Source organism: Vibrio sp. SCP2, from assembly GCF_059295395.1.
Genome location: NZ_JCAFVV010000002.1, coordinates 114,149 through 126,899, shown reverse-complemented (window position 1 = coordinate 126,899; position 12,751 = coordinate 114,149). Strand labels below are relative to the sequence as shown.

The following is a 12,751-nucleotide window of genomic DNA, read 5'->3' as shown; positions in this document are numbered from 1 at the left end:
TCAAAACAAAAACGCCAATCGGTTCACAAAGTACCGGTTGGCGTTTTATCTCTATTTAGAGAGTTAAACTCTAATCAAATATAAATTGAACCGCATCAACGTAGTTGCCTGTGGCCCATACGTTCATATCTTCAATTTCCTTACCTTCAGGTACATCGAACTTGCCTGTTTTCTTCGCGTAGGCATAGTGTTTAGAGCCATAAAATAGCACCGTACCATCGTGGTAGATAAAGGTAAGCGCGACAACATGATCGCCGCCCCAATAGAAAGTGCCATACGTCACTTCAACAGATGCCACTCGTTCCAGATCAACGGGAATTCCTAGCACACCACCGTGACCACCTACCATCTCGTCTTCATCAGCCCCTAGGGCGTCGATCATCCAACTAGAGCGTACGAATAGTTCGTCATCTAGATCGAGTTCAGTAGCCTGTCCAGTTGGAAAACCATAAATTTTAGAACTTTCACTTTCTTCAGCAATATACGAACTTGAGCGATAGGTATTGTGCGTTAACCAGCTAGGCTCATACTTATCTGGCAGTGTTCCATCTTGGTTAATATTGCTCAGATAGAATGCATGTTGGTTCCAAATACGGGTCGCATTCTTCCATGGCTTATCGTCGTCGTCGGAGTTGTAAACATAAACACCATGATTGGTCGAGTATCTTTCGTCATAGTCATTCGCAACAATAACCAGCTCAGCATCATTGTCTCCGGCGAGGTCGGCCACCACAGGGAACTCCCACAAACTACCAGTTGAGTTTGCTATTTCGGCAAGCGCTAAACCACTACGACCATCAAGGATTCGTACTTTAAACTGGTCTTGAACAAGCACTTCGTCGATACCGTTGCCAGTGAAATCAAATGCCGAAACACCAATCTTGCCACTGGTTGAGTCATCATTTGGTACCGTCCATACAAGTTCACCATGACGGTTGTACATATCGACGGCATTGTAGCCGGCATAAACAATCCCAAGGGTTTCATTGCCCGCGGCTTCAGACAGCTCAAACTGTAGCGCTTCCACTAACCAACCTTTTGACCACACATTGACTGCACTGATCGTTTTGCCTTTAGGTAATTGGAAATGCTCAGTTTTTTGCCAGAATGCAGCTCTCTTCGACCCAAACATTGTTGATGAGCCATCTGCATAGTAAAACTCAAGTGCCAATAGATGCTTTCCACCCCAGAAATATTTACCGGAGGTAATGGCCACTTCCGTAACTTGAGTGAGGTCGATCGGCGCATTGACGTGACCACCATCGCCACCGACCAAGTTGCCTTCATTAGTTCCAATTGCGTCAATGGCTAAACCTGAGTTCACGTATAGAAGTTGCTCGTCTTCAACGGCGAGCTTTGCACTTTTACGATGTTTAAATCCAAAGGTGTCTGACTGAGAGATTGCGGATGTATTGGGTTTACCCAAAAAGTTAGAGACTGCCTGAACACCACCACCTGGATTGCTTACATTGGTCACACTCCATTTAACAGAGCCGTCGTGCTCCAATACCGAGAATGAGCTTCTATCCGGCTCACTTGCCGTTCTTGGAATTGAAACGATCAATTCTGGACTCGCATCATCATCTAAATTTGCCACCGATGAGAACCAAGCACGATAAGGTGTTGGGTAAGACCAAACTTCGGCGCCATTCGCATCATATAATGACGTATCGGCGAAAACTTCTTGGATTCCATCGCCATCAGCATCTACCGGGATAGGGGCAGGACTCCAAGCGTATGAGAATTTTAATAAGCCTGTTTGGTAATTATATACGCCGTCAGCACCTAATATTTCCGCACTACCATCATTATCAATATCTGCAATAGCAAATTGACCAGCCGGATAGCCTGTCGAAATAATTTCTATCTGTTTTTTCTGGTGACCTTGATGATCAAGAATAGTGATGTAATTCGAGTCAATCGCGCCAGAAACAATCTCAATTTTTCCATCACCATCGAGATCAGCGGCAGCAACAGAATAACGCGGGTCAGCGAAAATTGGCCCCTCACGATAATCCCACAATTCAGCCCCATCTTTACCACTTAGTGCTCGAACTATGCCATTCTGGCTATAATTGGAGCCAGAAAATGTCGTAACAATAATATCGGCAATATCTCTGTTATTAATTTTCCCATCACCGTTATCATCATTTAATTGAACGATCACTGGTGAAGACATAACTTGGTTATATTGCGGCATAAAGTCACTTTCTTGCCACGACCACGTTAGTTCTGGTTCTACTTCTGCATCTTTTGCAACAACACGCATTGAGCGCGGAGCGGAAAAGTCGATGATCTTGCCATTGTATGCAGTAACAGACTCAAGCTCTTGATTAAGCGTAAAGCCCTGAAAAACGGCAAGTCTATTGTATGACAGGTTGTCCCAGTCGCTGAGCATGACTGCTGTACCTGGAGCTGCATAAACATCAACATCATGCTGATATATGAATGCTGGTAACGAGTAACCTGAACGTTCACCAACCTTTAAACAATACTTTTCACCTGTTTCTAAACTAACAATACACCCTTCTCCTTCCGCAGCTTTTGCGAAAGCGGATGTTGCATTTAATGACACTAGCACAGCCGCTAATGAAATCAGTTTGCGCTCCATACGGTTTTTCCCTCTAGTTATTGGAGCGCTAAATATCTTCTTACAAATAGATAAGTTCAATAACTTATAAAGAAATCAACTGTTCAATAATGAGACATCTCATTATTAAAACAAATCTCAGTAAGTCACGAGATTAATTAGGGATAAAAAAGTCTCTAATACGTGGAATTATAAACTTTAGAACTATTAAAAATAGAAAGAGGCGATTAGCGAAGCGAGAGGGTAATTCTGACAAAATCACCATCTTCAAACTCGATGTGGTGATCAAACAGAGATGAAGAATATATAGTACGGAGGAAAGAGTGCTTTTCTCCGTGAGTGCCACGAAACAGCATCGAAATATTCGCGACTAAGCGATTACGGTTATTGAAATGAGCATTGAGATCAGCAGAAAGCACACAAAGCAAGCACCCTTTGCTGTTGTGTTGTAAGTCGACAGCTTCAGGGCTTGAGACAAGTACTGTGGTGTTGAGCTCTTTTTCGAGGGTATTGACCAGCAGTAAAAAGCTATCAAGGTGTGGCAGTTCATCCCCTTCGACGGGTGTCAGCAAATTGCCCAACATGGCTTCCATGTCCAGTCGCTGAGAACGCGCATGGCTGACAAGCGATTTCACCTTCTTTTTGAAAGGCTTATATTTCTTGCTGTTGGCGGCTTTGTTTAGCCACGCCGAAAGAATATCGTTGATTTGAGAGCGAGATTTGCTACCTAAAACGATCGCAGTATGGTTGGTACGCAAATGGAGTAAAGCATGAAGAGCGAGCTCCGCCAGTAGCGGCTCGAATTCAGGTTTAATTTTGGTATGGATACTGCGCATGTTCTCTGAGCGTAAGGTGCCAAGCTTGAGCTTAGTCTATTAGTTTTTTTTAAAGGAACGACATGCTACCGAAAAGCAATACGTAAGTACAGTATTCAATCGATGTCTGAGCAACTATTCACCAAACCTCAAGATTAAGCGTGAACTGGAGTCTGGAGACGTTTTTGGACAATACGCTTTGCCTTTTGGATCTGTGTGACCTTCGGGTGCATCGGGTCCTGCTTTATCAAGTTCTCTATTACAATCCCCACACTCACAGGAAATTGCTCTTTAAGCAACTCAATATTGCTGCTATCAGACACCTTAAACTTCAGCATGGCGTTAATAAAATGAGAGTGATGGTTGATAAAATAAGGTGCCTCTTTGGCCTTTATCGCTAAAGCATCAATTACACGACCTAACGACGCCTTTTCTGTCGCTTGTTGCATTGCTTGAGCCTTAACACTCAGTATTGCTTCGGCTTTATCCAGCACAATGCAGCTAATCGTCATCGAGATATTTTTCTTGCTTGAATTAAGCAGCCTGAGCTCATCTAACCAAGTTCTGGCTAAATCTAAGCAACCAATATGAAGTGACACTGCAAGTAGAGCAAACTTGCGATGTTCTAGCTTAGTTTGGTTGTACAGCAGCTCAAGACGCTTTGGCGAGCAAACAGGGTTCACTCCATTGACTTGCAACAACAGCTGATACAGTCCTTTTGAGAGCTTATGGCTATCGATTAACTCGTTCTCTTGAATAGCCAAAATTGCCTTTAGAGATGTTTTTAATGTCGCCGGATTCATTTTGTTGCGTGTTTTGATGGCGATAAGTGCTTCGAGAAACAACCTCAGCTCCTCAATAAACACTAACTCTTCATCATCTAGCACTGAATCATAGTCAATTTTGGCAAGAAACATCGACGCTTTTCGATAGTCCGAGAGCATGATACACAGCATCACACACTTTAGCGTAAGGTGAACGATATGTGGGTAGCGTATCGAAAGCTTAATCATTACCCGAACGGCTTTATCTAGATCACAATCAAGCAATGAATGACGTGCTGTGATCTGCGAAACCAAAGGGTCATCAGGGTAACCGAGAAGTTCATATTCATGGGCTAGAGCTAATGCTTCCACCTCATTTCCCATTTCATCATGCAGCGAAATCTGTTTTACAAGTGGCCAACGATGTTTTACCTGTCTACTCAACTGTTTAAGGACTAGTAGAGCTGAGTCATATTTGTTCTGTTTTACGTAGCAATCAACAACGACTTTGTGAAAGTCTAGCCACTCAATCCCCTTGCGTTTTGATTGTCGATTGCAAATTTCAATCGCGTCATCATATAAACCAATTTCGAGCTTCTTATGCACCGTTGCCAAAATCGAACGTTTAATTAAGCTACTGGCAATAAGGTGCTTAAACTGGTTGTAATTAAAAGGGTGACCGAGAATATTGTCCGGCTCTAACTCCTCTGCCCCTCTAATATGGTCATCATCGCCACTATTGGCAATCACGACAAATGAGCAGTCACGTGAGTAGGCACGGCTTTGCTGATAAAGGTAGTGATATTTAGGGCCGACTATTTTCTTCTTACTGGCATAAGAACAAATGATCAGATCAAAGCGATGCTGGTTAACAAGCTGCTTAAAGGTCATGACATTTTGTGCCTTGTGCAACTTATCTTCTGCACCACCCATTTTTTTCAGCATGTTTTTTATCGACGAAGACAACATACTGTTCTCTTCTACGATAAGTACTCGCTTGTCACTTAAATCTTTTTTGTCCGCCATCTAACTACATCTGTCATCTAATTTTCGAGTGGATGCTAGAAGGCCGACACATTAAAGCCTATCACTAGCCGCAGACTTAGATACACGAGCCGAATCTCAGTTACAAATTAATCATTATAAAAATCCATTTTATCCCTATATATCAATTAATTAACTACAAAAACAAACTCATATAAACATTCACAAAGCTAAACCTAAAGTGATAATCATTCACAAAAAAGATGCTTATTGAGTAATACTTAAGCAAACAACTAAAAGATATGCGCATTCACGTATCAACATTGGCTCGATATCAAGCACTGAAAATGGCAGTCATTGACCACCTAACTGCATGAGATAGACAAGTTGGAAAAGCACCAAAACGAAAAAACCCGACAGCTCTAATGAGCTATCGGGTTTCTAGAATAAATGGCACGCCCTGTAGGATTCGAACCTACGACCACATCCTTAGAAGGGACGTGCTCTATCCAGCTGAGCTAAGGGCGCGCTACAGGGAAAGGATTATACGAGTTCGAATTCTTAAAACAAGGGCTTTTAGTAACATTATGATCTGACTGACTAAAAAAAGGTCACAGAATTCTATTTTGATTAAAAACACCACAAAGCAAACGTTTGCTTATAGATGTTCGTCAAATAATTTGCGACAATGCGCTGCAAATAATTCGCCATTCTTATTAAAGGAAAGTCATGACCGCTCAAAATATTGATGGAACTCTAATTTCCCAAACTGTTCGCTCAGAAGTTGCAGCCCGCGTAAAAGCTCGTAAAGAAGCTGGGTTGCGTGCTCCTGGCCTAGCAGTGGTTCTTGTCGGCGAAGATCCGGCTTCTCAAGTTTATGTCGGCAGTAAACGTCGTGCATGTGAAGAAGTTGGCTTTGTCTCAAAATCTTTTGACCTTCCTGCAACGACGACAGAAGAAGAGCTACTGGCTCTTATTGATGAGCTTAACGGTGATGCGGAGATTGACGGTATCCTTGTTCAGCTACCGCTTCCTGCTGGTATTGATGCAACACATGTCCTTGAGCGTATTCACCCTGAAAAAGACGTCGATGGTTTCCACCCATACAACGTAGGTCGTTTGGCTCAACGTATTCCTAAACTCCGCTCTTGTACGCCTAAAGGCATTATCACTCTACTAGAGCGCTACAACATCAACCTACGTGGTATGCATGCAGTTGTTGTAGGTGCGTCAAACATTGTCGGCCGCCCTATGACGCTTGAGCTGCTGCTGGCAGGCTGCACGACCACCACTTGTCACCGTTTCACTAAAGACCTTGAAGGTCATGTCCGCCAAGCTGACTTAGTTGTGGTTGCAGTAGGTAAACCAAACTTTATTCCTGGTAATTGGATCAAAGAAGGTGCAGTAGTGGTCGATGTGGGTATTAACCGCTTAGATTCAGGCAAGCTAGTTGGTGATGTTGACTATGACAACGCAAAAGAGCGCGCAAGCTTTATTACCCCAGTACCAGGCGGTGTGGGACCAATGACGGTAGCAAGCCTAATTGAGAACACCATGCTTGCTTGTGAGCAGTTTCATACTAAGAAGTAGTACGAAGACGCCATAAATAATCAAAGGGCAGATATCGAGTGATATCTGCCCTTTTGCGTTTTGGATAACTGGATAACTGGATAACTGGATAACTAAAGTTGCGCCGCTATGGTTAAGAAGTCCACTTTAGTTTTCCACAAGGGCGAAGCCCAATCCCGCTTTCCATAGGGCGCAGCCCGTTCCCGAAGGACGAAGTCCGTTCCAGTACCCTTCCCTACAAGCTAAGAATCACACCTGCAATTGACGCGCTCATAAGGTTTGCCATGACACCTGCCGCAATGGCGCGGAAGCCGTATTTGGAAATGAATGGACGCTTTTCCGGTACTAAGCTTCCCAAGCCACCGATTAGCATCGCCATGGTTGAGATGTTTGCAAAACCGCACAGTGCAAAGGTCACGATAGCTTGTGAGTGCTCACTTAGCTGCGCTTTGACATCCATTAATTGGATGAAGGCAACAAACTCGTTCACAACGATCTTATTACCGATTAACGAACCTGCAGTGATGGCTTCATTCCAAGGAACGCCGAGTAGCCACGCCACTGGCGCGAACACATAACCAAGGATTAACTCAAAACTCAGATCTACTCCAACTAGACTGCCAACCCAACCTAGCATGCCGTTAAGCATCGCAATTACACTGATAAAGGCAAGTAAGGTTGCGCCAACAGCGACGGCAATACGCAAACCAGACATTGCACCGTCAGCCATAGCTTCAACGACGTTGGTCGCTTTCGGCATCTCGGCATTATCTAGCTCAGTGCTCGGGCTGATGGTTTCCGTTTCAGGTACTAAGATCTTAGCCATCAACAAACCTGCCGGAGCCGACATAAACGCCGCAGCAATCAGGTAGTTGAGATCCACACCTAGCGACGCGTAACCAACCAAGGTGCCACCAGCGACAGAAGCAAGACCACCACACATAACAGCGAAAAACTGCGAGTCCGTCATCTGTTTTAAGTACGGTTTTACCACTAGCGGCGCTTCAATCATGCCGACAAAAATGTTTGCTGTCGCAGACAAAGACTCAGCACGACCAATACCCAATAGCTTTTGCAGCCCGCCACCAATAAGGTTAATCACTTTTGGCATAAGCCCAATGTGGTACAAGCCAGAAATCAGCGCCGAGAAAAAGATGATGATGCCAAGAACGTTGATTGCAAACGTAAAGCCACCTGTTGCCAAGCCGCCAAACAAGAAAGCGATACCTTCTTGACCATAGTTAATCAGGTTGGAGACGGCGCCAGTCACGCTGTTCAGCGCTTCTTTGCCTGCTGGTACGTACAACACCAATAGCGCAAAGGTAATTTGCAATGCAAACGCCAGCGATACCGTTTTAAAGTTAATTTTCTTTCTATTTGTAGAGAGTAACCAAGCAGTAAATAGAATGGCTACAACACCAAGAATTGAGTTCATAACATGAATCCGACAGAAGGGGGAACAAGAATGGCGTCGGAGTCTAGTCATCTAAAAATGAGATGCAAGTCACAGTTGTTAACTGGATGTATTCTGCATAGCTTAAAAAACCACCACACAAATAAATCATTGATAATTAAACATATAAACGTTTGCTTATGACTATCTTTTCCAAATGGAAATGATGTTTATGGAGTACGAAAAATTAATCTTACCAAGATGCCGCTGTCAGGGTCTTTGAATATAGGGCGCTAGTTTCTTATCCCAATGGCAAGGGTTGCCAATTTTCTGCTTTATAAAATCGATCACGGCTACCGTCTTCTTAGGTAAGAAACGACGACTTGGATAGACTGCGTAAAATGGCATGCTTTGCGAAGCGTTCCAATCGGGAAACAGCTGGATAAGTTGCCCGGTTTTAAACTCATCGCCGATAAGATAAGTCGCTAGATAGGCAATGCCCCACCCTGCAACCGCGGCATCACGTACCGCTTCTGCTAAGTCGACCGAATAATTCCCAGAGACTTTAATACTCAACTGTTCTTGAGGGCTGCTAAATGACCATCGTGTATAATCCCTTTCCCAGCTTCGATAAATCAGGCAATTATGTTCCGTCAGTTCACTTGGGTGACTTGGGGTTTGATGCTTAACTAAATAATCAGGAGAGGCTGCCACAACAAACTGTGAGTCCGCTAAGCGCTGAGCCACATAGCCTTCTGGAAGATGTTCATTGTTGGTAATCCACAGATCCAACCCTTCTTCTAGCATATCTACCTTGTAGTCGAATAAATGCACTTCAACCTGAAGATTGGGATATTGCTGGCGCAGTTCATCAATTGCAGGAATGATGTGCAAAGTACCAAAAGATTGCGACAAACCAATTTTCACTAGCCCTGCTACCTCATCACGCTGGCTTTCAACCTCTAGCTGAGCCTCACCCACTATCGAAACCAACTGAGCACAATGTTCATAAAATTTTTGCCCAGCCTCGGTTGGCGTAAAGCTGCGCGTCGTTCGTTGTACAAGCTTTACACCCAGCGATGATTCAAGCTGAGCCAATTGCTTACTCACATGGGATACCGAGACACCTAAGCTTTTAGCAGCCAAGGTAAAATTCTTATGTTTGAGCAAAGCGGCAAACACTACCATTTGCGCAGCACGTTCTGAAAGCACAGGATCTCCAAAAGAAAAAGGAGCTCATCGAGCTCCTTTTGTTTTAAATTGTTTGTCTACAACGTAATTCTATCAGCGAGATGACTGACAGCTAAAGCGAAGTAGTAAGAGCGATTCCACTTCATCAGTACATTGTAGTTGTTGTAAACCAGATAGACTCGCCCGTTGGCATTGTCTGGCGCGGTCAACCATGCATCCACATCCACTTGTGGCAATGAACTACCATCGTAGCGCGTGATGCCAAGTTGATTCCACTCCGCTAGGGTTTTCTCTTTACCTTCAACACGGCCTTCTAGGTCCATGTCGAAACCTTGCGGTAGCTTAACCTGACGCCCCCAAGTGAACTTGTCATTCCAACCAGATTGACTCAGATAATTGGCGGCTGACGCGAACACATCCGCTTCTGTATTCCAAATATCTTTCTTACCATCACCGCTTCCGTCAGCAGCATAAGAAAGGAAAGAGCTTGGCATAAACTGACATTGCCCCATCGCCCCAGCCCAAGAGCCTTTAAAGTCGCTGACTGAAATATGTCCTTCTTGCAAGATTTGCAGTGCGGCCATGGTTTCTTTTCGGAAGAAGGCTTCTCGGCGACCATCGTAGGCGAGCGTCGATAGTGCATCGATCACTGGGTAGTTACCTGTGAACTTACCGAAGTTACTTTCGACACCCCAAAGCGCAACAATAAAACGTGGCTGTACACCGTATTCTTCGCCAATTCGGCTTAACTCAGCGTAGTGCTCTTTGTATAGCGCTTTCGCTTGTTTTACCTTCCAATCTGGAACTGCACGAGGAATGTACTCATCCAGTGTTAATTTCTTTTCCGGTTGGTTCTTATCCGCTTTTACAGCACGAGGCTTATGAGTCACATTGTCAAAAGCCTGATCGATAATTTGCTCCGAAATACCATTGGTTCGAGCTTCTTGTTTTAAGCCTTCAACATATTGCTCAAAACTGACCTCATTCGCATATACAGAGGTAGAGAGTGTTAATCCTAGAACGACTGACAGTAGTTTTTTCACATTGCCCTCCTTGAGCAATAGAAACCAACAATCCCAATATTGTTTATTTAATCTTCAGATTGCTGACGAGCTTGTTTTTGCTCTTTATATTCATCGAGTAGGTTTTTTGGTGGCGGTGGCAACTGCAAGAAAAAGCCATCATCTATTAAAGACTGTTTTACTTTCTCGACATCAACTTGTGCCAGTGTGCGCCCTTCCAGTTTGACCACCATAACCATAATAGGTTTGCCAAACATCTGCATTAAAGTGTCAGGAACTTGTGAAAAATCATCCTTTTTCGGGATATATAGGTAAGCGCCTTCTTTTTTAGAACTTTTGTAAATTGCACAAAGCATTGGAAGCCTTTTATCCATTTATTTCATTGAACGTCAATGTTTCGCTATTTTTTAAAGCAAAACACTCAATTGAGCGCAAGATAACTTGCTGTGCTTATTCTGGGAATATAACATGACACCCCTAGTCTCAGGCAACGCCCTTAAGAGGTTGTAAGTAAAAGATGTCACAGACCCCAGACCTAAAAGGCAGCAGCTTTACTTTGTCAGTTTTGCACCTTTCTGACAACAATGTTGATAAAACTATTCATTTCTTACAAGAAAAGGTAGAGCAGGCTCCGGCATTTTTTGCTCATGCGCCCGTTGTCATTAATATTTCAAAAGTCGATGGTGATATTGACTTTGTGAGACTGAAAGAAGGTATTTCCCAAGCAGGTATGATTCCCGTAGGCGTCACAGGCTGCAAAGACAAGCGCACACAGAATTTAGCCTCTGAAGCTAAGTTTGCCGTTATGTCTGCGAGCAAGTCGCCAGCTCAAGCTCCTGCAAAGATGGCACCAACCAAGATTATCCGTACGCCGGTGCGTTCTGGGCAACAAATATATGCCAAGGACAGCGATCTTGTGGTACTCAATCATGTTAGCGAGGGAGCTGAGGTAATTGCAGATGGTTCTATTCATATCCACGGTACTCTACGCGGCCGCGCTATAGCGGGGGCGAGTGGAAACACTGGCGCAGTCATCATCTGCAATAAGCTCAATGCCGAACTTATGTCGATCGCAGGACACTACTGGCTCACCGAGCAGTTCGCCGACGAGTTCTGGCAGCAAAAAGTTATGTTCAGTTTGCAAGACGACTCGCTAAAGTTCGAGTTGTTAACGATTTAATCTTATAAGGAACACATAATGGCACGCGTTATTGTTGTCACTTCAGGTAAAGGTGGTGTGGGTAAAACCACTTCAAGCGCCGCAATCGCTTCAGGCCTTGCTGTAAAAGGAAAAAAAACGGCAGTTATCGATTTCGATATTGGCCTGCGTAACCTCGATCTTATCATGGGCTGTGAACGCCGCGTGGTTTACGACTTCGTCAACGTAATCAACGGCGAAGCGACATTGAACCAAGCGATGATCAAAGACAAGCGCACAGAGAACCTATTCATTCTCCCTGCCTCTCAAACTCGCGATAAAGATGCACTGACGAAAGAAGGCGTTCGTCGCATCTTAGATGAATTAGACGAAATGGGCTTTGACTTTATTATCTGCGATTCTCCAGCAGGCATCGAGCAAGGTGCATTAATGGCGCTATACTTTGCAGATGAAGCGATAGTTACCACTAACCCTGAAGTTTCTTCTGTACGCGACTCTGACCGCATTCTGGGCATCTTAGACTCTAAGTCTCGCCGAGCAGAAGAAGGTTTAGAACCAGTGAAGCAGCACCTACTGCTAACGCGCTACAACCCAGCGCGAGTGAACCAAGGTGAGATGCTAAGCGTCGAAGACGTTGAAGAGATTCTACATATCTCTCTACTGGGTGTTATCCCTGAGAGCCAAGCGGTACTGAATGCTTCGAACAAAGGCGTGCCAGTCATTTTTGACGAGCAGTCTGACGCAGGTATGGCATACAACGACACCGTTGAGCGCCTGCTAGGTCAGCAAGTGGATTTCCGCTTCCTGACTGAACAGAAGAAAGGAATCTTTAAACGACTATTCGGAGGCTAAATGTCATTACTTGAGTTTTTCCGTCCCCAGAAAAAAAGCTCTGCAAATTTAGCCAAAGAGCGTCTACAAATTATTGTTGCCGAGCGCCGTAGCCAAGGTGATCCAGCACCCTCGTACTTGCCACAGCTAAAAGAAGATATTCTTAAGGTGATCAGTAAGTACGTGGCTATCGACCCTTCTATGGTTGATTTGTCATTCGAGCACAAAGATGACGATATCTCGGTACTAGAGCTGAACGTTAAGTTACCAGAAGACGAGAGCTAGAGAGCTAGAGAGCTAGAGAGCTAGAGAGCTAGAGAGCTAGAGAGCTAGAGAAGTTTCGAGGGTTGATGTGAGAGCATCAACCCTTTTTATTTGTGAACGCTTCGTTTATGGATGCGGGATGCAGGATGCGGGAACGGACTTCGTCCTA

Annotated in this window: 11 protein-coding genes and 1 tRNA gene; 4 read left to right on the top strand and 8 right to left on the bottom strand. The window is 44.3% G+C overall.

Annotation, left to right across the window (positions count from 1 at the left end; translation table 11 throughout):
* Window positions 1-70 precede the first annotated feature (70 nt).
* The 4 genes from AC5O63_RS08545 to AC5O63_RS08530 form a co-directional block, all read right to left on the bottom strand.
* Window positions 71-2,611: a beta-prism lectin domain-containing protein gene (locus tag AC5O63_RS08545; protein WP_494504656.1), complete on the bottom strand. Its 2,541-nt coding sequence runs from the start codon at window positions 2,609-2,611 to the stop codon at window positions 71-73.
* 206 nt (window positions 2,612-2,817) lie between these two features.
* Window positions 2,818-3,426 (bottom strand): DUF2913 family protein, encoded by a 609-nt coding sequence (locus tag AC5O63_RS08540; protein WP_367937612.1) that lies wholly within the window; start codon window positions 3,424-3,426, stop codon window positions 2,818-2,820.
* Window positions 3,427-3,560: 134 nt separating this feature from the next.
* Window positions 3,561-5,195, bottom strand: coding sequence for a response regulator (locus AC5O63_RS08535; protein WP_494504655.1), 1,635 nt, complete (start codon window positions 5,193-5,195; stop codon window positions 3,561-3,563).
* A gap of 409 nt (window positions 5,196-5,604) precedes the next feature.
* Window positions 5,605-5,681: transfer RNA gene (locus AC5O63_RS08530), tRNA-Arg, on the bottom strand.
* 201 nt (window positions 5,682-5,882) lie between these two features.
* On the opposite strand from AC5O63_RS08530, the gene folD reads away from it, so the two are divergent.
* The gene (folD, locus tag AC5O63_RS08525; RefSeq protein ID WP_004748512.1) at window positions 5,883-6,743 is read left to right on the top strand and encodes a bifunctional methylenetetrahydrofolate dehydrogenase/methenyltetrahydrofolate cyclohydrolase FolD; all 861 of its coding nucleotides are present in this window, start codon (window positions 5,883-5,885) and stop codon (window positions 6,741-6,743) included.
* Between the two features lie 214 nt (window positions 6,744-6,957).
* Here the strand turns inward: folD and AC5O63_RS08520 are convergent, their stop codons facing one another.
* From AC5O63_RS08520 to AC5O63_RS08505, 4 genes are all read right to left on the bottom strand, one after another.
* Complete coding sequence (locus tag AC5O63_RS08520) at window positions 6,958-8,157, bottom strand: NupC/NupG family nucleoside CNT transporter (RefSeq protein WP_494504654.1); 1,200 nt, start codon at window positions 8,155-8,157, stop codon at window positions 6,958-6,960.
* A 228-nt stretch (window positions 8,158-8,385) separates the two neighbouring features.
* Window positions 8,386-9,327 (bottom strand): LysR family transcriptional regulator, encoded by a 942-nt coding sequence (locus AC5O63_RS08515; protein WP_494504653.1) that lies wholly within the window; start codon window positions 9,325-9,327, stop codon window positions 8,386-8,388.
* A 56-nt stretch (window positions 9,328-9,383) separates the two neighbouring features.
* Complete coding sequence (locus tag AC5O63_RS08510) at window positions 9,384-10,349, bottom strand: lytic murein transglycosylase (protein WP_494504652.1); 966 nt, start codon at window positions 10,347-10,349, stop codon at window positions 9,384-9,386.
* Between the two features lie 47 nt (window positions 10,350-10,396).
* Complete coding sequence (locus AC5O63_RS08505; protein ID WP_486787631.1) at window positions 10,397-10,684, bottom strand: YcgL domain-containing protein; 288 nt, start codon at window positions 10,682-10,684, stop codon at window positions 10,397-10,399.
* Between the two features lie 161 nt (window positions 10,685-10,845).
* Here AC5O63_RS08505 and minC point away from each other — a divergent pair, with 161 nt between their 5' ends.
* The 3 genes from minC to minE are packed head-to-tail and all read left to right on the top strand — an operon-like array spanning window position 10,846 to window position 12,603.
* Entirely contained in the window at window positions 10,846-11,508 is a 663-nt protein-coding gene (gene minC, locus AC5O63_RS08500; protein WP_494504651.1) for a septum site-determining protein MinC, read from the top strand.
* Between the two features lie 18 nt (window positions 11,509-11,526).
* Window positions 11,527-12,339, top strand: coding sequence for a septum site-determining protein MinD (gene minD / locus AC5O63_RS08495; protein ID WP_004748505.1), 813 nt, complete (start codon window positions 11,527-11,529; stop codon window positions 12,337-12,339).
* A complete protein-coding gene (gene minE, locus AC5O63_RS08490; RefSeq protein WP_171321054.1) occupies window positions 12,340-12,603 on the top strand; it encodes a cell division topological specificity factor MinE in 264 nt (87 codons plus the stop codon).
* Window positions 12,604-12,751: the final 148 nt, after the last annotated feature.